Raw genomic sequence first — 22,580 nt, 5'->3', positions numbered from 1 at the left:
TTCCATGGTCAATCGAACTTCACAAAAGGTACCCCATTTATTAGGAAAAGTAGATATCCGGGCAGCTGGACTTCACAGTAAGATGCTCTTAGGAGACTTGAACGGAGACGGAAGAATGGAAATGGTGTTGGTTCAGCCAGACAATCGGCAGGATGTCAGGTATATCCCTCACCAGGTGCAGTGCTTAACCGCGTTCGATTTGGAAGGGAACCTTCTTTGGCAAACGGGCACTCCTCATCCAGAGGCTGGTAAACCTGGATCTGATTATCCGGCTCAGCTGTATGATATTGATGGGGATGGATGCTTGGAAGTGCTGTGCGTTATGAATGGCAGCTTCCAGATTATCGATGGAGTAACGGGAGAAGTTAAAAAGGTCTACGCGCTCCCAGATCCAGAGGCTCACGATTGCATCATTATAGCGAATCTCACTGGTGGAGAAAGACCTAGCGATATTATATTGAAAAACCGCTATTCACAATTGTGGGCGATGGATCGGGACTTTAATCTGCTATGGACCTTTAAAGGAAATCCCGGCCATTTTCCGTGGGTGTACGACTTGGACGGGGATGGATACGATGAGGTGATGGCAGGTTATGATCTGTTGGATCATAACGGCCAGATTGTGTGGTCATGCCAGGATTTAGAGGATCACGCGGACTGCATTTGGATCGGCGATGTCAATGGCGACGGGCAACCTGAGTTAGTCATTGGTGGCAGTGTGACGGTCATGTACGATCGGGAGGGTACAGAGCTTTGGCGTTACGATGGTTCCATAGAGTCACAGCACGTAGCTTTAGGCAAATTTCGGCACGATCTGCCTGGTCTTCAAATTGCTGGGCTGGATCGGATCGTTCGGGGTGACCAAGGCTTCGATAAAGGCAAGGATGGATTGTTCCTGCTTGATTCTCAAGGGGAAGAACTTTGGAAGGAAAATCGAAAGACGGACGGCTGGTTGACAATTATTGAAACGCTTCGCGGTTGGGATGAAGAGCCAATGGATTATATTTTGGCTTACCGCAGAGGTGGAGGTGTTCATCCAAGCCTTTATGACGGACATATGAACCTAGTGACCGAATTTCCCGTTGACGGTTATGTGGTACATGCTGACTTGTTTGGCTCTGGCAATGAACAAGTTATTATATACGACGATGAAACGGCCCATATCTTTTCGAACCAAGCTGGGGATATAGCCTCGAAGCGAGCAGGCAAAGCTATGCCGCAACCAAAACGCCTTTACAGCTCGACGCTGTACCCGGGCGGAGAAGTGGAATGAATGCAGCACAGGAGGATATCCATGAACTACTTTGATGATATGGAATCAGCTTTTACCAAATGGAACAACCGTACGGAATCGGTATTAACTGCGATTTCCAATCGCTTTATTGGTCTACATCCGAAGCATCCGCCCGTTTATCGGACGATATGCAAGGATGGATTCTTGCGAGAGAAGGATTATCGCTATGAGATTAACCTAGATGAGAAACTACCTGGTCTTCAGGCGGGGCAGCTGGTTTATGTTTGGTCCAAGCTTTGGAGCGAGCAGGAGCAGGAAGTGCCGTTTAGCTTAAGCTGCTATAGTCCGGTTCGTGTTTTTATCCAAGGAGAAGCACAATTTCAATCGAATCTGAACGATGATGTGTTCCCAGATCGTAAAACAGGCTTTCGAGCAAAGGTTCAGAAGGGCTGGAATCATATCGTTCTGGAATTTGTAAAGACGGGCACCGGCTGCGGCGGGAAATTTGGTACTGGCTCAATAAAGGGCTTCCCCCTGCATGTTTTGGCACCATCGGCGGACAGGTCAGGGCAGGAAGGCTGGATATACAGTGAACCGCTGCAGGAGGCTTGGCCTTCTATTCCCCGGGAAGAAATAGCAGAAGTAGACACGGGCATTCGATGGTATCCGAACGTAAGCTGGTCCGAAACAGAACGTAACGCAGGTGTGTTCACGAGGCTGTATGGTACTCCTGTGAGTCAGCATGCCTATGCGTGGGCTAAGCTTGCATGTAACCATGGGCTTGAACAGAAATTTAAGCTCAGGGGTACTCACCAAGGTCCAATCTCAATATTCGTAAATGGGACAAAGGTGTTTGCCACCATCGAGACAGAGGGGCGCTTTGAGATTTCGCTGCTCCCATCCTATGGCTCACAGCATGTTATAGTTCAATCTACTTGCAGCGGGGTCCGGTGGGGTGTGGATTGGGAGGACATCCCCGAGCAGAGCGGCTTCAAGTGGACTAAGCCATATCCCGTGGAGGGACTTCAAGATCCCTGGTTGTACCTCGGTCCATTCAAGTATGAGAGTTCGGATCAAGTAGATCATATACCTTTCATGGACAAGGTATTCCAAAAGGAAGATGGGGGCATCTACTGGCGTGCCGATCTGCGAAATACTTGGATTAGGCCCTATCTGGAGAATCCCATGTATGGACGTTGGAACTACCCGTTGGGTGTTACCTTGTATGGTTTATTGCAAACGGGCAAAGAACTGAATATCACACATTATACCAATTATGTAACGGATCATATTGAGCAAATCACGTCGCTTGACGCTTATGCTTTATGGGACGTTGAGCAATATGGAGCACCGGCTGTTAATCACCAGCTCACAAGCATAGACAGTTTGGACGATTGTGGTTCCTTTGGTGCAACTATGCTGGTTGCTATGTAAGAGCGAATGCTCCAAGGAGCTGAAGTGGCGGCTAATCGGATTGCACATTATATTTCCCATGTTCAGGATAGGCGTAAGGATGGTGCCTTATACCGTGTGCAAGGCAGTGTTGATTTCATGCAAGATACGATGTGGTGCGACGATTTGTATATGAGCACCCCGTTTCTTTGCCGATACTTTAAGCTTACAGGGGAAGAGCTCTATATAACCGATGCAGTACGGCAATTTTTGCTTTACAAGCAATATTTATATATGCCTGAACATCAGATTATGTCTCACGTGTATGATTTTAAGTTTCATCGGCAAAATGATGTTCCATGGGGTCGCGGTAATGGCTGGGTGCTTTTCTCGCTTACGGAAGTTTTGGCTCTTTTACCTGAGGGGCACGAGCTTCGTGAAGAGGCACTGAACTTATTTCGTGAATTGTGCGAGGGATACTTACAATTACAAGGGGACAACGGACTTTGGCATCAGGTGCTAACTGATCCGCAATCCTATGAAGAAACCTCATGCACCTCTATGTTTATCTATGCTTTTGCACGTGGGATTCGATACGGGTGGTTATTGCAGCCTGAAGCTTACATTCAAGCTGTTTGGAAAGGCTGGGAGGGACTGACACGAATTTCCATTGATAAGCATGGAAACATCTTTGGCGTTTGCCGGGGTTCAGGCTACTCGTTTTCCAGTCGTTATTACAAGGAACAGTTATCTTGGCAATTGAATGACACCCATGGAATTGGCATTGTCCTATTGGCAGGTATCGAAACAATAAAGCTAAGCAAGTACCTCGGACGGGATTGAGGCGCGGTGTGGACGATGATAGAAAATACACTGATTATTGAACAAAATAAATGATATTTTAAAGGCAAGGAGTGCTGGATTTCATATATAATGTTCAATAATCAAATGGGTGGTGGTGAGGATGAGGTGATAAGAAGGCTAGGAACACGATTTAAAGCTGGTTTTCCATTCATGAACGGAAGCCGTAGAATGCATTATAGAAAAATATGGGCTATAATTTTACTTATTACAGGCATTCCGGGTTTAATAACGGGTTTGCTCATTTATTGGTTTGCAGGTGGAAGAATCGAGAATGAAATGGTGTCGCTTCATAAAAACCAAATTGTTCGCCGTGCGGAAAGCATCAATAGTCAGTTTGATAATTTGGAACTATTTTTGTCCCATTGGGCTTTTGATCCAAAGTTTGGTTTCGCATTAAAGGAAGTTGATTTCTACCGTAATTTTCAAGTGACCAATGATATATCCAAAACCCTTGTCATCATGCAAGGCTCATTGCCATTAATAGATAAAATAGAGTTTTATGTAAACGGTTCCATTCCTGTTCTGTTTCACCCGAATTTTAACCGCATGGATCCGGATTCAATGGATTGGTTGCACACGATGGAGCTGATGAGAAAAGGTTCCTCTGTTTATTGGACCTTAATGCCTTCCCTGGCGAGCTCGGGGAACCCTGATTTAACCATTGTGCATAAAATGCCCGGTGGAGCTTCAGAGCCATTTGCGCTGCTGCGTGTCCATATAGACCATGATGAAGTACTTAATTTGTTGAAAACGCTAACACCCTATGAGGGGGGCGAAGCTTTTCTTATGCAGGAGGATGGAACCGTATTGGTATCGACCGGGAGTGGCGACACTTCTCCTCTAATGGAAGCGATGAAGAAGAATGTAAAAACCTTTAAGGGCAAAAACCAGACCTCCTTTCTAATGGAATGGGATCATGTAACCTATTCAGTGTCCTTTGGGGGTTTGGACCGAATTGGAGCACAGTGGATCTATGTATCAGCGGCTCCAATCAATGCGATTACAAAGCCGGTTGTTTTTCTGTCTAAGTTGATTATCATGATAAGCTGTACGGTACTGCTTCTCGCGCTCTTACTCGCAAGTATCGCCTCCCGAAAAATTTATTCTCCGCTGGATCGGCTGGTAAGGCTGCTGACCAGTGGAACGCCACCCTCTGCAGGTGGGAGGGAAGATGAGTTTACTTTGATTGAAAAGGAGTGGCAGAATTTAACCCGAGAGAGCCTCGCCCTTCAAAGCAAGCTCCAAAACCAACTTCCCCATGTGCAGCAAGGTTTTCTTTATCAATTAACGCAAGGCTATTTGTCTTCCTACTCCGAGGAAGAGCTTCGTGAGAGAATGAGACAGTACGGGTGGATGGTTGATAAGCGAAGCTATCGGGTGCTTTATATTCAACTAACCGGAATGGCCCATGTCGGAAAGACGGGCAGATATTCTCTGGGTGACGAAGGGCTTGTTACGTTCGCAGCGGCGAATGTAGTGGAGGAAATGGCGCGAGAGCAATTCGAAGAAAGTCATGTCATCAACTTTCACGATTTAACGATGGGGTTGCTGCTCAGTATTCCGAGTGGAGAAGATGCTTATTCCGACATCGATGAGCTGGGCAATACGTTGATCCAAGCGATTAATCGGATTCTGGAAATGAAAGTAACGCTATCCGTCGGAAGAATAAGTGAGCAGGTAAAGCAGATTCCTCTGTTGTTTGAGGAAACCAAGCTTGCACTTAGTTTCCGGGGCATTTACGATGAGAATCAAATCATTGATCTTGCAGCGTTGAAGAGCAATGTTCAAGAGTCAGGGTTTCAATATCCTTTTACGTTAGAAAGAGAGATCATTCAAGCCATGCGAACAGGCAAGCTCGATGAGGCCGAGCAGCATATTCAAGCATTTCTAGAGGCCTTGGTACTGGAGCGAGCCAAGGAACTTGATGTGCAGACCTGTGTTTTGAATTTATTAGGAAGTCTGGAGCATACCATTATGCAGTCCGGACTTAATCCCAATCAGCTATTTAAGTCCGTCAATCGGTTCGAGCAATTATCGGTGATTCGGGAGCCAGAGCAGATCAAGCGGTGGTTTGTGGATAAAATCATTCATCCGTTCATGACAGAAATGGAGCACCGTTCTGATTATAAGCTGAAGAAAGTGATCGAGCAAGCAATGACTTTTATTAACGCTCATTACATGAAGGATATTTCCTTGGATGATTGTGCAGAGCATTGTACAACCAATGTCTTCGTCCTTAGTAGAACATTCAAACAGGTATCCGGGAAAAATTTTATTGATTATTTAACGGAACTGCGGATGAGCAAAGCAAAAGCTCTGCTTCGTGATTCTGAACGGAGAATCAATGATATCGCGGAGCAGGTAGGCTATCAGCACAGTTATTTTAATCGGTTATTTAAGAAATATGAGGGCGTGACGCCTAGCCAATATCGTGAAACCAGCCGTAATGCGTAAAGTCATCTATTTTCAAGGAGGTATACGGGAATGCCCAAAATCGTAATGACTTTCCCTGAAGGAAAGCATAAAGTTCTAACCATGAGTTATGATGATGGTAAATCAGCAGATATTAGGCTTGTTGAACTTTTTAATAAACATTTGGTAAAAGGTACCTTTCATATTAATTCAGGCTTGATTGGCTTAGAGGACCGGTTATCACAGAAGGAGGTCGCAGAACGATATCAAGGACATGAGGTCTCCGCTCATACGGTAACCCATCCAACGCTAGCAAGGTGCCCCAAAGAACAAATAGTGGATGAGATATTTCAAGACAGGATAAATTTAGAGCGAATTGTAGGCTATACAGTAAGAGGAATGTCTTATCCCAACGGTTCTTTTAATCAACAAATCAAAGAGATGCTCCCTGTTCTAGGCATAGAATACGCAAGAGTAGTTGAAAGCACCGGTAATTTCTCCATGCCAGATGATTTATATGAGTGGAAACCCACCTGCCACCACAAAGCAAATCTAATGAAACTGGCGGAGGATTTCGTGAATTTGCAAAAGAAACAATATCTTTACATGATGTACGTATGGGGACATAGTTATGAGTTTGATTTAGATGGTAATTGGGGAGTAATGGAGGAATTTTGTGAGTATATCGGCAAGAGGGAAGATATATGGTATGCAACCAATATCGAGATTGTTGATTATTTGAAAGCCTTTCATAACCTGAAATTTTCCGCATCAGGTCATCTAGTATTCAACCCTAATGCGTCTTCCGTCTGGCTTCGTGTCGATAATGACATTCGCGAAGTGAAAGGTGGAAGTCAACTTTTATTCGGATAGAATCAGGGTTTCTCTGGCAAATAAAATGAGCTGCTGCAGCAGCTCATTTTTTCAGTTCGTTCACATAAATCGGATTATGCGATATTCATATTTTCCGATTCCTAATTTCCCTGGCTTTATTTCGGTTTGTGCCAATAGATCATATCCCTCATGCGGAATAGTGACGCTGCCTCCTTTACCATCCATATTAATGATGATCCATAGGTGATAACCATCACCTTGCCTTGGAGCGACAATAGTGCCTACAGTGACATCTGTTCTAAGGCGTACATGAGCATCAACTGCATAGTGGTCGATGAGTTTCTTTAACATCACATCTCCATCTTCACCCATGGGCATCGAACCGAGCATAACTATTTTTCCTTTGCCGAGCTGATGCTCCGTAATAAAGGCTTTTCCTGGCGTTAACCCTTCCTCAAGGATACCTATAGCTATGGCTTCCTTCGGTTCAAATACAGCACTCCACATTCCTAAAGGGGCGCTAACGCCAAATGCTTGTCCGATTGTACCTGTACCTTCCATTGGATAGTTAAATAAGGTTTCGATACCTGCAAGATGTTCTAACTCTCCTAAAGCTGTATCGGTATGAATCGTATGGTTCTCTGTTCTGCCTCCTGTAAGCGGACCAACTACCCAGATCCCGCCATTTTGGACGAAAGCTTGTGCCCGTTCTATATAATCGGATGATAAATAATGAATAAACGGTGTAAATAACAGTTTATACCCGTCCAGTTCCGCCCCTTCTGGTATGACATCTCGATGAATGCCCATGGATAAAATCCGCTCATAAAAGGCGCTTACCAGACCCCGATGATTTAATTTTCGATGTGGCTCCGTTTGCAAAAATGCTTTCGATCGGTCCGAATAAGTCATCGCTACTTCAGCTTGAGAAGGTCTCGATGAAAGGATGATGGATTCAATTTCCTTTCTCGCTTGTTCAACTTCGATTACATTCTGAAATCCTACGGTCGGTTTTCCCCATGCACTAATGACCGATCCATGAGGTTGTTCACATCCGGTTCGTTGCTGCCTCCATAGCCAATAGCAAAAAGCCTCTGCTCCTAAGGCATATGCCGCTACAGCTTCAGCCTTTAAATAGCCATTGGGGTGAGGCATGGCATAGCTTTCTAGTGATGCGCTAAACGACGGGCTTGTCTCCATAATCCAAAAATCTTTGCCTTTTTTAAAATTTCTCCACAAATCACAGTTAATTAAATAAGCGGGAGTATTATCGTAATTCGCATAGGTGTCAAACGAAGCAAAGTCCAAGTTTTTAAATAATCGTTCATTATCTACATGAAAGGCGACACTGCTATTGTGTGTAATCGGTGCATTGGAATGCTGGCGGATGATATGAGCCTGTTCATCGGAAAATTCCGCGATTTTTTCCATTGAGAATAATTGGTACATGGTGCTTAATGAGGAATTATGCAAAAATGGTGCTGGACCTGGCTGTGGAACTTGTTCAAACGCAAGGTAATATTCACTCCAGATTTGCGTACCCCACGCATCATTTAATTGATCTATTGTCCCATAACGTTCTTGTAACCATTGGTGCCATAAGCTTTTGCATGTCTCACACATACAGGCTGCTACATGTGCTTTAAATTCATTATCAATCTGCCAGCCAATGACACCCGGCAAACTTCCAACTGCTTTCGCGATATGTTCTGTAATAATGGCTGCACGTTCTCGAAAGAACGCGTTATTCGTACAAACATGCTGTCTGGAACCATGGCCCATTACTTTACCATTAGCGTCAACAAACATACGCTCTGGATGGCCATGTGATAACCAAATCGGAGGTGTGGGAGTTGGGGTACACATGACGGTTTCAATACCGTTCTCATATAGCTTATTGATGATGTCAACAAAAAAACGGATATCGATGTTTCCTTGTTCCTTTTCTAATGTTGACCAAGCAAATTCTCCAATCCGAACGACATTCATTCCTGCTTCTTTCATTAAAAGGATATCTTGTTCAATAACCTGTTCATCGTTCCAAAGCTCAGGATAATAAGCGGTCCCGTGGAATAATTTTTTGTCCATTTCACTCTCTCCATCCTTGTTGTTTTGATATTGACTATAATAAATCTTCCGTTTATAAACAATTGCATTTTTTTACTCGGCTTGCACTTTTTTGTCGGGATCATCCTAATCTGTGTTGTTTGAGAAATGGAAGAGTTACAAAAATGTCTAATTGAAGTAAAACGACGCAGGGGGCACAATCAGGATACGAAGCGAAACGAATGAGGAGTGTAACTATGGAGCATACGAACGTAAGTAAAACAGTCCCTATGAAGAGCGCGGCATCTAATGGCAGCTTGATAAGGCGTTGGCAAAGAGATAAATGGCTGTACTTGCTTCTTTTGCCGGGAGTGTTGTATTTTCTGGTTTTTAAGTACATTCCTATGTGGGGAGTGGTTCTAGCATTTAAGAACTATCAGCCTTTCTTAGGTTTTATGAAAAGCGATTGGGTTGGTATGGAACACTTCCGCAATTTCTTCCAAAATCCTGATTTTGTGAAGTTGCTGCGCAATACATTACTCCTTTCCTTATATAATTTGATATTCTTCTTTCCGGCTCCGATTATTCTCGCCCTGTTGTTAAATGAAGTGCGAATTGCGTTGTACAAGAAAGCTATTCAAACGTTGATCTACATACCACACTTCATTTCTATGGTAATTGTAGCAAGTATTTCATACGTGTTCTTAACAACGGAAGGCGGCGTTGTAAACGGGCTGCTGCAGCAGTTTACGGGCCAAAAAATTAATTTTTTGGCGGATCCGGAGTGGTTCCGGCCGATCATTATTCTTCAAACGATTTGGAAAGAGTGCGGATTCGGAACGATCATTTTCTTGGCTGCACTGGCTGGGGTCGATGCGGAGCAATATGAAGCGGCGATTGTAGATGGTGCTAACCGCTGGCGTCAGCTTTGGCACATCACGCTGCCTTCTATTAAAAGCACAATTGTCATCCTGTTGATTCTTAGAATGGGTGATGTGCTGGAAAACGGCTTCGAGCAAATTTATTTAATGACGAACGCATTGAACCGTGAGGTCGCAGATGTATTCGATACTTATGTGTACTTAATGGGCATTACCCAAGGAGCTTTCAGCTACAGTACCGCGGTTGGTTTGTTTAAATCTTTGGTCGGAGTCTTTCTGGTATTTACGAGTAACTATTTGGCTAGAAGATTTGGCCAATCCGGCATTTATTGATAAGAGGGGGCTTGAATCCATTGGTAAGACATAAAAAAAGCGTCTCTAGCTTCCTATTCGACGGTTTTAACTATGCATTCTTAGGAATTTTCGCATTATGTACGATATTGCCTTTCATTTACATTATTGCGGGTTCGTTTGCTACTGATGCAGAACTTACTGAACGAGCGTTCTTTTTGATTCCCGAAACATTCTCTCTGGCAGGCTATAAATTTATTTTCTCAACGGGTACGTTGTTTAAAAGTATTGGTGTAACCATCTACATCACGGTTGTAGGGACCTTAGTTAACCTATTCTTTACCGTCACGATGGCTTACCCGTTAGCCCGCCGAAATCTGTGGGGCAGAAATACGGTGCTAAATATGGTTGTGTTTTCTATGCTCTTCTCCGGAGGAATGATTCCAACCTATCTCGTAGTGAAAAGCTTGGGGCTGCTGGATTCCTTCTGGTCTTTAATGCTCCCAGGTGCAATAAGCGCTTTTAACATGATCGTCGTGAAGAATTTCTTCCAAGAGCTTCCTCCGGGTCTGGAGGAATCGGCCAAAATCGATGGATGCACAGAGATCGGTGTCCTATGGCGAATTGTTCTTCCATTATCTAAACCAGTACTTGCTACATTTGGCCTTTTTTACGCAGTCGGTCACTGGAATAACTTTTTTTCTGCACTTCTGTACATCAACGACCCAACCAAATGGCCACTGCAGGTTATGTTGAGGCAAATTGTTCTGCTATCCCAAGGGACGCTTGGTGATATGTCACAGTTGGATCCGAATTTCGTTCTGCCTCCGGATCAAACGGTTAAAATGGCGGTCATCGTAGTGGGTACACTTCCGATTCTAATGGTATATCCGTTCCTGCAGAAGCATTTTGCTAAAGGGGTATTAATCGGATCCATCAAGGGCTAACTTAGTAGTTTTTCGCATTGCCACAAGAATAGGTAAGGCAGCGCGGATTTATTATAAGCTTAAATAAGCATAATGAAGTTTAAAATTAAGGGAGGCAAATGAACATGAATAAGAACAAAAAAGCAATGAAACGTTGGGCGTCTAGCATTGTGATGACTACACTGGCATTATCTGTTGCAGCATGCTCCTCAGGCAGCAGTGGAAATGAGAAGCCTTCTAATTCAGCTCCAGCTAATTCTGGAAGTCCGGCGAAAGAAGCTCCAATCGATATCAGTATCATGGCGCCTATATTTAAACCAACCTTTCCGAAGGATGACAGCCCTGTAGCTGCGGAACTTGAGAAATATACAAACGCTAATATTCATTTCGAATGGGCTGCAAACTCTTCCTATGGTGACAAATTTAACATCACGTTGGCATCAGGCAAGCTTCCGACAATCCTTGTTTCTACAGATAAAGGAGCAAAGCTTTATTAATGCGGCAAGAACCGGAGCTTTTTGGGAGCTTGGACCTTATTTGAAAGATTATCCGAACCTCAGTAAAGCAAATCCGATCGTGCTTAATAATACGACAATAGACGGCAAAATCTACGGTTTATATCGTGGAAGAGCCTTGGGCAGGAACGCAATCGTATATCGTAAAGATTGGCTTGAGAACGTAGGTATGAAGCCGCCGCAAACCATTGATGATTTTTATAACATGTTGAAAGCGTTCACCTTAAACGATCCGGACAAAAATGGGAAAAATGACACCTATGGGATGGTTGTATCCAAATGGGGTGGCGGCTGGGCCGGCCCTCTTGATCAAATTGCGATTTGGTTTGGCGCTCCGAACAAATGGGGCGAGGATGCCAGTGGTAAGCTCCAACCTAATTTTCTAACTAATGAATACTTGGATGCAGTCAAATTCATGAAAAAGCTGTATGATGAAAAATTGATTAACCAAGATTTCGCTGTATTTGATACAGCCAAGTATAATGATCCTATTTTTAACAGCCAAGCTGGAGTGATCGTTGACGTGGCAGATTCTGCAGCGCGCAATGAGGATAAAATCCATCAAGCGATGGAGAAGGCAGGCAAGGACGATAAGAATAAGCAATATATGGATGTTGTCGGTTCAGTAAGTGGTCCGAAGGGGCTGCGAGCTTTACCAACTTCCGGGTATGCAGGTTTGATCGCCATCTCCAAATCAAGCGTGAAAACGGAAAAAGAGCTTCGCCAAGTACTTTCGTTCCTCGATAAAATGAATGATGAAAAAGCGCAAATCCTCGCGAGCAATGGGATTGAAGGAAAGCATTACAAGAAAGTTGAAGGCGGTATCGAGCCTAGTAAGGATTCAGCGTTAATGGAATCAGAATTGGAAGGTTTAAATCAAATACTAAACTTCCTTCCGGAAAGTAAGGCGTTGACCGTAGTGCAGACGCCGATTCGGAAAAAGCAGGATCAGGTTCAAAAAGATAATGAGAAAATCGTTCTCGCTAATCCAGCTGAACCGTTAATCTCGAATGTATATACACAAAAAGGTCCGCAATTGGATAACATCATTAACGATGCACGTGTTAAATTCATTGTTGGTCAAATCGATGAAGCTGGCTTCAAAGCGGCGCTTGACCTCTGGAAGAAGAGTGGCGGCGACGACTATGTGAAAGAAATCAATGACCTTTACGCTAATATCAAAAAGTAGCAGGTAATAATTTTCAACTTCATAGATATCATCAGGGACGCCGACTGCTATCGGCGTCCTTTCACATTCCTGAGTGCGGCAAATATTCGCTTCATATTCCATACGGAAGTGCATCTGCCTAAACCATATGGTAGATTATAGAAAGCGATACATATATAAGAATGGAAAGCGGAAGGGGTTAGGACTTTGGAGTCTACACAGATTGTTATTGAAGCGGACGGATTAGTGAAAAACTACGGTACCTTTCAGGCCGTACGGGGAGTCAACTTCCAGGTATATCAAGGAGAAGTATTTGGTCTGCTTGGTCCTAACGGCGCAGGCAAAACGACAACGATGGAAATGATCGAAGGCCTGCGTAGGCCCGATGGGGGCCATGCCCGAGTGGCCGGATACGATACGCAAAAGGACTTGGCAAAAGTGAAAGAAGTCATCGGCGTTCAACTTCAGTCGACCTCGCTTTTTGAACTGTTGACGGTTGAGGAAATTATGAAAATGTACGCAAGCTTCTATCCTAGTCCGGTTCCGGTTGAACCGCTGCTGGAAGATTTGACTTTAACGGACAAAAGAAGCGGCCGCGTCAAGCATCTCTCCGGAGGCCAAAAGCAGCGTCTTGCTATCGGTCTCGCCCTTGTTAATGACCCAAAGGTCATTTTCCTGGATGAACCGACGACGGGGCTGGATCCACAAGCCCGCCGTACGCTTTGGGACATCATCCTGAAGCTGAAGGAGAGAGGCAAGACGATCGTTCTCTCGACGCATTATATGGAAGAAGCACATGTGCTTTGCGATCGCATTTGCCTGATGGATCAAGGTAAAGTAGTGGCGCTCGATACGCCGCGCAATCTGGTACTGAGCCTTCAGTCCGATAGCGCGATCGAGTTCCGGCTCAAAGGGCTGGACGAAAGGACGGAGGAGAACAAGAAACACTTACTTCGTGAGCTCAGCGAAGTACGTGAAGTGAAAGGTGTAGAACTGCGTAAGGACGTATTCGTGTTATATACAGATAAGCTTCAGGTATCGCTTACAGACCTTATTGAGAAAAGTGCTGGCGGCGTACTTGAGCTGGCTGATTTGCAGACCCGCACGGCTACACTTGAAGATGTATTTATTACGATGACCGGAAGGAGCCTGGAAGAAAAATGAAATCTTACATTCAATTAACGCTGGCGCAGCTCCGGTTATTTGCGCGGAACCGGCAAGTACTGTTTTTTACGCTGTTTATGCCTTTGTTTTTCATGATTATGCTCGGCTCCTTTCTGGGCAATGGCAATGACATCAGCTTGAACGGAGTAGTCATCGACCAAGATCAAAGTGCGGAGTCCCGGGTTATGGTAGAAGCTCTTCAGGCGAATCAGGTGTTGAAGCTGATGCCTGCCGAAGATTTGAATGCTGCTCTGGAGCAGCTCAAGCATGGTGATCAGAAGCTAGTCGTCGTTATTCAGAAAAATTATGGCAGTGCTGTCGCGAAGAAGGGCTTGGATAGTTCTAAGGCGAGTTTTCTGCAGGTCTACTATGATCAGACGAACCAAATGAACTCACTGATCGGATTGCAAGCTGTTGAGAGGGTTGCTGACGGTGTATCCAAAAGCATTACGAATTACGTCCCCATCGTCCAAATCGAACCGCTTGGCGTACAGGCGTTGCAACTTCGATACATCGATTTCCTCGTACCCGGAATTCTCGCTATGATGATCATGTCGAACAATCTGAACGGGGTGGCTGGACAGATTGCTTCCTGGCGGGAGAGGGGGGTGCTGAGACGGATGCAAAGCACTCCGCTGAAAGCATCGACGTTTATCGCTGCACAAATTACGGCGCGCCTCGTGTTGAACACTTTGCAGGCAATGATTGTGCTGCTCGTGGGCTCCCTGATTTTCGGAACGCAAGTGAACGGCTCGTGGCTGCTGTTACTGCTCTTTGTCGTGCTGGGCACGCTGACGTTCATGTCCATCGGCTTTATCATTGCCGGTGTGGCCAAAACGCCGGAAAGCGCCGGGCCAATAGCCGGGTTCATATCGTTTCCGCTTCTGTTCTTAGGCGGCGTCTTCTTCTCCGTATCCAACATGCCGGAGTTTTTGCAGCCGATCGTGAAATCCATCCCGATAACCCAATTGAGCACCGCTTTAAGGCAGGTCATGAATGTGGGAGCGGGACTTGGTGATCTGTGGCTGGAAGCGCTGCTGCTTAGCATCTGGCTGGTGGTGTCGTTCATTATTGCTACTTTTACTTTTAAGTGGGAGTAGGAAGAGAAAAGAAAGCCCTTAACTAATAGGAGGCCACTGAAAAACTGTGTCCTCCTAAATCAAGTTAATGCTCTATAGACAAAGACGGCGTTTACTCCCACATTCTGGGGGGATACGCCGTCTTTTTCCCTATGTAAAGCCCTGTTTGGTAATTCTTTTTAGTCGCCTTGCTCTTTTCTATCAATGTCTGCAATTGCTTCCCGTCATTCTTTTCTCCTGTTGTGACAATGGCTGCATGCAGTTCGGAGAGAACCTTTCGGTATTCCACACCTAGATCAGCTGTACGGGATTTACCGAAGGATATAATTATCAACTGGGAGAGTCCTTTATATTTACAATGCACTATAGTGGTAAGCGTCAAATAGCCCACACCTTGTGATTAAGATGAGTGCTATTTGTAAACTTAACTCTATTTTATTTTAGTGGTACTAGTGACTATTATGGATTCACCTGTGTAATTTGGCATATTGAAATAGCAGCATTTACTACTGTACCTCCTCCTATATCCAATTGTCCATAAATAATTCCAAGTCCCGTTCTTTCTACGTTAAAATTTTCCGCCATTGAGCCATTACTGCTCCGAAAATTAACTGTTGTATTAATAAGTGTATCAAATAACTCTCTAAGAGGTCTTTCACGACAATCACATTCGCCCGGGAAATTGATAGGAGTATCCAATTCGATTTCAGGACCAGGTAAAAAGAGGACTGCATTCACATCTGCAATGCTGACTATAGAGGTTGTGTTAGTCTCTTCGTCTATTACCGTAACCAGAAAATCATTCACTTCATTGATGGTGACTTGAAATAATAAGGGTTGCACATTAGGTGCGTCTGCAACAGTAGAAAGAATAACGGTCACACCAATTAATTGTTCTAAGACATTCTGCATCGGAGAAACACAACAATCACAAACACTAAATTCAGGTCCTGATGGTCCTGGAACTCCTGATGGCCCTGGTGGTCCTGGTGGTCCTGGTGGTCCTGGTGGTCCTGCTGGTCCAGCAGCGCCAATTGCTCCCGCAAGTCCTGCAAGTCCTTGTGGTCCAAGTGCTCCTGCAAGCCCTTCAGGTCCAGCTTCTGCAATTGCTCCCGCAAGCCCTTGAAGTAATTGCTGTCCTTCTGGCGGGGGACACGGCACCCGCACTACTTTTTTTATAACTATTTTTTTAATAACTCGAAGACGACGTTTCTTTTTTTTTCTTTTGGATAACACAATTGCGGTTTTCTTTTTACACCGTTTTTTTCTATCCGGACAACTCAACAACGACACCTCCCTATAAAGATAGTTCAGTGTACGTGAGTTGTTTATTTTAGCATGGACTATTAGCCGGCTATAGCTAGACTAAAAACCATTTTAAGAATATTGGGCGTTAATCGTTGACCAAAATTCCCGGTCACAAAGATACGCCATTGATGCGGTCCTTAGGTGATTTATCACAGGTTTATCCCATCATGCGAGGAACAAGTCCTTTATTAGTGCCACTTTCTTGGAGTAACTTTACTTAATGAAAAGTTAACGGTATTCGGATGGATAGGGGTAATTTTTATCATTATGGGTATCGCCTTTTGTAGAATGTCATCGAACCTGCTGAATAAGTCAGCTGCCAACCAAAAATATGAGCACATAATTATCCAAAGAATTATTGCTCTAACAATATCGTACATATTAAATAAAGGGCGGTGAACGGATATTTCGTTCATCTTTTTTTTTACGACGTACAAGATACGGGTTACGGTTAAGGATATAAGTTCTTGTCAAACAAGGATACAAGTTCTTGTTGTCCGACATTAAGGAACTTTTTCAGTGGCCTCACTAATAGTTAAGGGTTTTCTTTTTGAGGGTTGAGCATCACCAGAGCTTCAATCGTGCCTATTAGGCTCGTTCATTTTTCCAAAAATAAAATGTTCAACCCTATGGAAATAATCCGCATTTCTCTTTAATATAGGAAGCGTAAAGGAGGCAGTGATGGGAATTAATAGAGATATAAAACAACTTTTGTTGATGAATACGTCATCTATGATTATTTTTAACTTTATTGGGATATTTGTTAATCTTTATATCTGGCAAAAAAATCAGAGTATTTTTGATGTAACTTGGTTTAATTTAGTGATGTTTACTACGTGGGGATTTGCTTTTATTTTCGGAACTCAGCTTATAAAAAAATGGACCACACAATTATTGATACGCGTCGTGGCTCTTTGCGGGGCAGTAACATTTACCATGTTGTCTTTTTTAGAACTGGAAAATCGAATGTTCTGGATTGCTTGTATTGCGGTTCCTGTAGGCATCATGTGGAGTTTTTATGCTGTAGCTCAAAATATATCGTTGACGAAACTCGGAAAAGGCAAAGATTTTGAAAGCTATTTTTCGTTTTCAAGCATCATCGGTCAAATCGTTTCGATTGTAAATCCGCTTCTTTTTGCCGGAGTCATTTCTTTCATTGGTTTTAACGGTTCTTTTTTGCTAATGTTTGTATTTGTCGCTCTTCTTATGGTTGTTTCTTTTTACATTCCCGCTATCTCTTTAAAAGATGAGAAGCAGGAAGAGGAGATTAAAAATATATTAAGAATTCGCCCGATCCAGTGGATCATGCTCTCTTGTATGATTGCCGGTTTTTTCTTGCAGTTCCAGGGGTTATTCGCACTTGTATTTACATTTTCCATTTCCGAAAACAAACTAGTTATTGCGCTATTAAGCATTGTCTATACGCTGTCTACAATTGTGGCGATGATTTTGTACAGAAAGAAGAAAGTTCGAGATTCAACGTGGTTATCGCTCGGAATGGTTATGATTTCTTTTGGTTTTTTGCTTGCACTCTTTCAATATCCTTGGATGCTCATTGCTTCGAACGTGCTGACGACCATGGGTATGTTTTACTTTGGTACGATATGGAATACAAAACAATTTAAAATCATTGCGAAGCACTCTATTATCGAACAATCTAAAATTTTAATTTGGCGAGAGTTATCCCTTACGATTTCTCGAATCATTATGCTTGCTCTTATCCTTAGCGTTGAAAAAATCCAGGGACCTGTTTTTATTTCGCTCATGATAGTTGCCATTTTGTGTGCGGTGATTACTCCGCTTGTTTCAAATAAAATGGGAGATGCAGCCGATTCCTCGAAGCACGGTAAGTCTCGAAGTGAATAAAAAAATATTCCATTAGTGATCTTCTAGAGTAAATAAAGTCTGTCTAATCTCCCGTGGCTACGCTGGAAATCAGGCAGATTTTTTAGTTACTTCTAAAATACCCATGGAATAAAAAATGAGCGGAGGATAGCCTTTATTTTGAGATAGCCGAAAAATGTCGAATATTCAGATGATTTAGTTCATATTCTTCATTTTCACATCGATAGAAGGGGATATTGTCCTTATCTAGAATTATGTGTCAGAACATATCCGTTAAGTGTTAATGCGTGGAAGCGAGGTGAACCATGGTACGACGACGACCTATTCCTATCTTCATCCAGTTGCTGGCCGGTATGTTTCTCATTGCGGCTCTTGCTATTGCGCTTACCAATCTGTTCAACTATCGCTTAACCTCACAGCTTGCGCTGAATCGTACGGCTGGCTATACGCAGGAGTCTGTCGACCAATTGTCGGCTAAGATTGATGTGCTGCTGCGTCAATATGATCAAGCCTCCCAGATGATTGCGTTCGATGAAAAGGTGCAGACCGCTTTGAACAAGCCGATTACAAAGCAAGGAGGGCAAGAGCAGCTTGCGTTGAACCGCTACCTTGCGGAGAAAACGCGCTATATCGCAGGTGAAATGCTCATTCACCTTTTTGACCGGGAAGGCAATGCTTACTCGTCTAACGAGTCGCTCCAGTTGTTTTGGCCGAAAGCGGATGACGCTGTGAGTGCTGTCACTTGGTACAGGAAAATGGAGGAGCTTGATGGTCATATGCTGTGGGTGTATGGTCCGGCTTGGCGAGATGGTGAGATTCCTGCCATTATTGGGGCCCGAAAGCTGAAGGACTCTCGAAACCTTACCGTTTTGGGGGATCAGTTCGTGGTGTTTCCTGTGGAGAAAATGAACCGGATGATTGGTGAAACGGGACAGCGTATCGAGCGAAAGGTGCAAGTCATGGATTCCATAGGGAATATTGTGTATTCGACGGAGCCTCGCGAGATTGGAACGGCGGCAGATCAAGGGCTGTTTTCCAAGTTCGGTGGGAATGCGCAGCCTTTCTTCGAATGGACGACGAGGGAGGATCGCAAGCGGATGCTTGTGACCTATGCCAAGTCCAATTACAGTGATTGGACCACCATCGCCTATTTCAAACCTGAAGCGGTGTACAGTGACGCTTCGCAGATGTGGGCGAATGCGCTGCTGACCATGGCTGCAGGTATCGGGATTGCCCTCGCACTGGTAGCGTACTTCACATGGACGCTTACGAAGCCAATTCGTCAATTGGCCGATGGGATGAACAAGCTGAGCAAGGAAGGCATCAAGCCGATCGACCGGCCTTTTGCGAGCCGGGAGATTACGCAGCTGTATTCAAACTACAATGGCATGGTGCGTCAGCTGGAGGAAGTCGTTCAACGGCTCTCCGAGCAGCAGATCAGTGCCCAGAGGGCGGAGCTTGTCGCGTTGAAAGCACAGTTCCGACCGCATTTCTTATACAATTCACTCAATCTGATTTACTGGACGATTGAGGACGAGAGGCCAGAGAAGGCGCAGGAAATGACACTCGCGCTCGGTGAACTGCTTCGCTATAGCGTCCATCCGTCGACCGATTTCGTGACGCTCGGGGAGGATCTGGCGCAGCTGGACCGGTATTTATTGCTCCAGCGGGCGCGCTTCGGTGAGAAATTCAACGTTAGTCTCGACGTAGAAGAAGGATTGCAGCAGCAAAGTGTGATCCGGCTCGTCCTGCAGCCGCTCGTCGAGAATGCCTTCCACCATGGCTTAGAGCACAAGGACGAGGGGGACTGGCTCATTCGAGTCCGGATCTACCGGCAGGACGGCAAGATCCTGTGCTCAGTGGAAGACAATGGCGTAGGTATGCCGCTTGCGGCCCTGCAGTTGCTTGAAGACTCGATTCATCGGGAGCAAGGCTTTGAGAAGAAGGCGGGCGGTATCGGATTAAGCAATCTGCATAAGCAGCTGCAGGCTTTCTTTGGTCCAGGCTACGGAATTCGCCTGATGCCAAGTCTTTTGGGAGGACTGCAAGTGGTATTATCACTTCCTCTGCTGGACCCGCCATCTCAGTTAGATAGGGAGCAAGGATTGTTAATGCTGGGTAAAAGAGGGGATGATGGTGCTGCCTAATTTATTTCTTCGGCTTTCGCTAGTACTGGCAATGATCAGCCTGCTGTGCTCCTGCTCCCCCGAAATGGTCATGCCGAGTGTGAAAAGCTCTCCGAAGCCCAGTACACTGCGTATCTGGCTGTGGCCGGGAAGTGGGCTGGAGCCGCTGATTAAGAAGTATGCAGCAGAATATCCTCAGATGGATGTCGAAATGGTTACTTTTCAATACGACGATGTGGTGCCGAGTCTCATGACTTCGCTAGCAACGAAGGCTGATTCCCCCGATCTTGTTCTGTTGGAGGCTTCGCAGCTGAATCAATTAAAGCGCTTCCAGAACCAGTTCTATAACCTCTATGATTACGGCGACGAGCGAGTTCATTATCTGGACTGGAAATGGCGGCAAGCGGAAAGCAAGAATGGTGGCTTCTTGTATGCCATGCCTGTAGATATCGGGCCTGTGGCACTTGCGTACCGCCATGACTTATTTCAGGAGGCCGGTTTACCAACGGAACGGGAGAAGGTGGCGGCCTATCTGTCCGATTGGGACGCGCTGGAGCAAGCAGGAGTCCTATTGAAGCAGCGGACGGGGGCCGTATTATTCGATAATATAACGAATATCTTCCTTAGCTATCTCAACCAGTTTGACGGTCAATATGTGCTGCCTGTGGAGCACGAATTAAGTCCTCATGTTAAGGAAGCTTGGGATCGGGCGGTGTATTTCCACAAGCATGGCCTCAGCGCCGGGTTGCCATCGCAAACTTCAGCTTGGGCCGAAGGAGCGGTCAATCGAAAATTCGCCCTCGTATTGGCTCCTTCTTGGCTTCACGGCATGATGAAGAAGAATGCTCCTGCTACTGCGGGCAAGTGGGATCTGACCCGGGCACCTGGTCTGCCATCCAATTTAACAGGGACGTATTTGGCGATGCCGAAGACAAGTTCATCTCCCAAAGCGGCGTATTCGCTAGCTTGCTGGTTAACGGCTCCACAGCAGCAGCTGGCGAATTTTATTGGCAGCGGGAATTTTCCTTCCACACCGGAATCGTACTCCTCTTCTGATTTCCTGGAGGTTAACGATCCCTTTTTCAATGATGCGCCAGTTGGTCAAATTTATTCTTACACGGCGCTTCGCTACAAATCAGGCTATGATGATTACGATTATACGACGATTGAAAGATGGATTCGCGACGGTCTTCGGCGGGTTGAATCTGACGGTGCAGATCCTGAGTTAACGTGGAAAGGGATTATGCAGCAGTTTGAGACGCTAAACCATGTAGAAGGAGGAGGCTAACCGCATGTTTACTGTTCTGATTGTAGACGATGAAGCAAATGTACGTCTTCCAATGTGCAGAACACTGGTCCGATTCGAAGGCGTGGGTGAAGTGTTGGATGCCTCTAGCGGGTTGGAGGCGATTACTATACTGCAGCAGAGGACGGTGCAGCTCGTTATTACCGATATCCGCATGCCGGCTGGGGACGGCTTGCAGCTTGCCGAATATATAAGGCAGCATTCACCGCAAACCGATGTGTATGTGCTGACGGGGCATGCGGAATTCGATTATGCCATGAAAGCGATGCAGCATCAAGTGGCAGCCTACCTGCTTAAGCCTCTTTCCAAGGAGAAGCTGCTAGAAGTGTACAACGAAGCTTATGGGAACTACCGCCGGCGAATGGAGTCCGAGCAGGTGAATGTGATCCGCAGCCGAGCCTTGCTGGAGAAACGAATGCACGACCTGCTCCACGGGGTGCCGGTGCCAACCTTCGATGAAGGGCTAATTCCGCAATATGCCGCCATCCGGCTCGTCTCCTTCTCGACAAAGGATTTGCGGTCACTGGGGGAGACCTCGGTACGTTACTTCATCCGGGAATGTGCCCAGGAATCGTTCAGCGGACTGGGGACGGCAGCAGTATGCGTTGAGGACCGGCTCATCACCGTGGTGCTGTTCATCGAGAACGATGATAAAGAGGCCTGGGAGCAGCAGGTGCAGGAGATTTCGAAGTGGATGGAAGCAAAGCTCCGCATTGAAGTGAAGATAGGTCATGGCGGCTGCACCAAGGAGATAAGTGATCTTGGGTTGATGTATATGCGCAGCATGATGAGCTTGGGCTTCAATGAAATTACAAGGAAGGAAAGAGGGGACTCATTTCCGCCGATTATTAAGGCGCTTTTGAAATACGTACATAATGAATATGCCAACGAAGCGGTGAATTTGTCCGATTTTGCCCAGCAATTCCAAGTGAATGCCAATTATTTAAGCAATTTGTTTCATCAGGAGATGGGACTCACCTATACCCAGTACTTGACGCAAATCAGGCTCACGGAGGCCAAGCGATGGCTGCGCGAGACGAACCTGAAAGTATATGAGATATGCATAAGGGTAGGGTATAAGGACCCAGCCTATTTCAGCCGCATCTTCAAAACCTTCGTCGGCATGGCCCCCGGGGATTATCGGACGGTGGAACATTCCTGAGAAGAGTCCAAGAAATCGAAGATTCGT

The 22,580-nt window shown here is 45.2% G+C and carries 16 protein-coding genes and 1 pseudogene; 14 read left to right on the top strand and 3 right to left on the bottom strand.

Going from position 1 to position 22,580, the window contains the following annotated elements:
- Positions 1–4: 4 nt before the first annotated feature.
- From QFZ78_RS15605 to QFZ78_RS15585, 5 genes are all read left to right on the top strand, one after another.
- Positions 5–1,273, top strand: a complete 1,269-nt coding sequence (locus tag QFZ78_RS15605) for an FG-GAP-like repeat-containing protein (RefSeq protein ID WP_307548836.1) — start codon at positions 5–7, stop codon at positions 1,271–1,273.
- 21 nt (positions 1,274–1,294) lie between these two features.
- Complete coding sequence (locus QFZ78_RS15600) at positions 1,295–2,668, top strand: hypothetical protein (RefSeq protein WP_307548834.1); 1,374 nt, start codon at positions 1,295–1,297, stop codon at positions 2,666–2,668.
- A 24-nt stretch (positions 2,669–2,692) separates the two neighbouring features.
- Positions 2,693–3,469 (top strand): glycoside hydrolase family 88/105 protein, encoded by a 777-nt coding sequence (locus QFZ78_RS15595; protein ID WP_307548832.1) that lies wholly within the window; start codon positions 2,693–2,695, stop codon positions 3,467–3,469.
- 189 nt (positions 3,470–3,658) lie between these two features.
- Positions 3,659–5,944 carry a helix-turn-helix domain-containing protein gene (locus tag QFZ78_RS15590; protein WP_307548831.1) on the top strand — a complete coding sequence of 762 codons (2,286 nt, stop codon included), beginning with the start codon at positions 3,659–3,661 and terminating at the stop codon, positions 5,942–5,944.
- 30 nt (positions 5,945–5,974) lie between these two features.
- Positions 5,975–6,775: a polysaccharide deacetylase family protein gene (locus tag QFZ78_RS15585; RefSeq protein WP_307548830.1), complete on the top strand. Its 801-nt coding sequence runs from the start codon at positions 5,975–5,977 to the stop codon at positions 6,773–6,775.
- Between the two features lie 60 nt (positions 6,776–6,835).
- On the opposite strand, the gene QFZ78_RS15580 is transcribed toward QFZ78_RS15585, so the two are convergent.
- Complete coding sequence (locus QFZ78_RS15580) at positions 6,836–8,824, bottom strand: beta-galactosidase (RefSeq protein ID WP_307548829.1); 1,989 nt, start codon at positions 8,822–8,824, stop codon at positions 6,836–6,838.
- A gap of 248 nt (positions 8,825–9,072) precedes the next feature.
- Between QFZ78_RS15580 and QFZ78_RS15575 the strand changes: the two genes are divergently transcribed.
- The 5 genes and pseudogenes from QFZ78_RS15575 (at position 9,073) to QFZ78_RS15555 (ending at position 14,827) form a co-directional block, all read left to right on the top strand.
- The gene (locus tag QFZ78_RS15575) at positions 9,073–9,996 is read left to right on the top strand and encodes an ABC transporter permease (protein ID WP_307555713.1); all 924 of its coding nucleotides are present in this window, start codon (positions 9,073–9,075) and stop codon (positions 9,994–9,996) included.
- A gap of 20 nt (positions 9,997–10,016) precedes the next feature.
- Entirely contained in the window at positions 10,017–10,901 is an 885-nt protein-coding gene (locus tag QFZ78_RS15570) for a carbohydrate ABC transporter permease (RefSeq protein WP_307548826.1), read from the top strand.
- Positions 10,902–10,999: 98 nt separating this feature from the next.
- A pseudogene (locus tag QFZ78_RS15565) lies at positions 11,000–12,584 on the top strand (extracellular solute-binding protein).
- Positions 12,585–12,770: 186 nt separating this feature from the next.
- Positions 12,771–13,727, top strand: a complete 957-nt coding sequence (locus QFZ78_RS15560; RefSeq protein ID WP_307548825.1) for an ABC transporter ATP-binding protein — start codon at positions 12,771–12,773, stop codon at positions 13,725–13,727.
- A complete protein-coding gene (locus tag QFZ78_RS15555) occupies positions 13,724–14,827 on the top strand; it encodes an ABC transporter permease (RefSeq protein ID WP_307548822.1) in 1,104 nt (367 codons plus the stop codon). Before QFZ78_RS15560 ends, QFZ78_RS15555 begins: the two co-directional genes overlap by 4 nt.
- Before the next feature lie 91 nt (positions 14,828–14,918).
- On the opposite strand, the gene QFZ78_RS15550 is transcribed toward QFZ78_RS15555, so the two are convergent.
- Positions 14,919–15,140, bottom strand: a complete 222-nt coding sequence (locus QFZ78_RS15550) for a hypothetical protein (RefSeq protein WP_307556131.1) — start codon at positions 15,138–15,140, stop codon at positions 14,919–14,921.
- A 125-nt stretch (positions 15,141–15,265) separates the two neighbouring features.
- Positions 15,266–16,099, bottom strand: a complete 834-nt coding sequence (locus QFZ78_RS15545) for a bclA protein (RefSeq protein WP_307548821.1) — start codon at positions 16,097–16,099, stop codon at positions 15,266–15,268.
- 696 nt (positions 16,100–16,795) lie between these two features.
- Here QFZ78_RS15545 and QFZ78_RS15540 point away from each other — a divergent pair.
- The 4 genes from QFZ78_RS15540 (at position 16,796) to QFZ78_RS15525 (ending at position 22,553) form a co-directional block, all read left to right on the top strand.
- Positions 16,796–17,980, top strand: a complete 1,185-nt coding sequence (locus QFZ78_RS15540; protein ID WP_307548820.1) for an MFS transporter — start codon at positions 16,796–16,798, stop codon at positions 17,978–17,980.
- 284 nt (positions 17,981–18,264) lie between these two features.
- Entirely contained in the window at positions 18,265–20,106 is a 1,842-nt protein-coding gene (locus QFZ78_RS15535) for a cache domain-containing sensor histidine kinase (RefSeq protein WP_307548819.1), read from the top strand.
- On the top strand, positions 20,090–21,373 hold the full coding sequence (locus QFZ78_RS15530; protein ID WP_307548818.1) for an ABC transporter substrate-binding protein: 1,284 nt from the start codon (positions 20,090–20,092) through the stop codon (positions 21,371–21,373). Before QFZ78_RS15535 ends, QFZ78_RS15530 begins: the two co-directional genes overlap by 17 nt.
- Before the next feature lie 4 nt (positions 21,374–21,377).
- On the top strand, positions 21,378–22,553 hold the full coding sequence (locus QFZ78_RS15525; protein WP_307548815.1) for a response regulator transcription factor: 1,176 nt from the start codon (positions 21,378–21,380) through the stop codon (positions 22,551–22,553).
- The last annotated feature ends 27 nt before the right edge of the window (positions 22,554–22,580 follow it).

This window comes from Paenibacillus sp. V4I5 (assembly GCF_030817255.1).
Lineage (GTDB): Bacteria > Bacillota > Bacilli > Paenibacillales > NBRC-103111 > Paenibacillus_E.
This window is presented reverse-complemented; position numbering and strand designations above follow the sequence as displayed.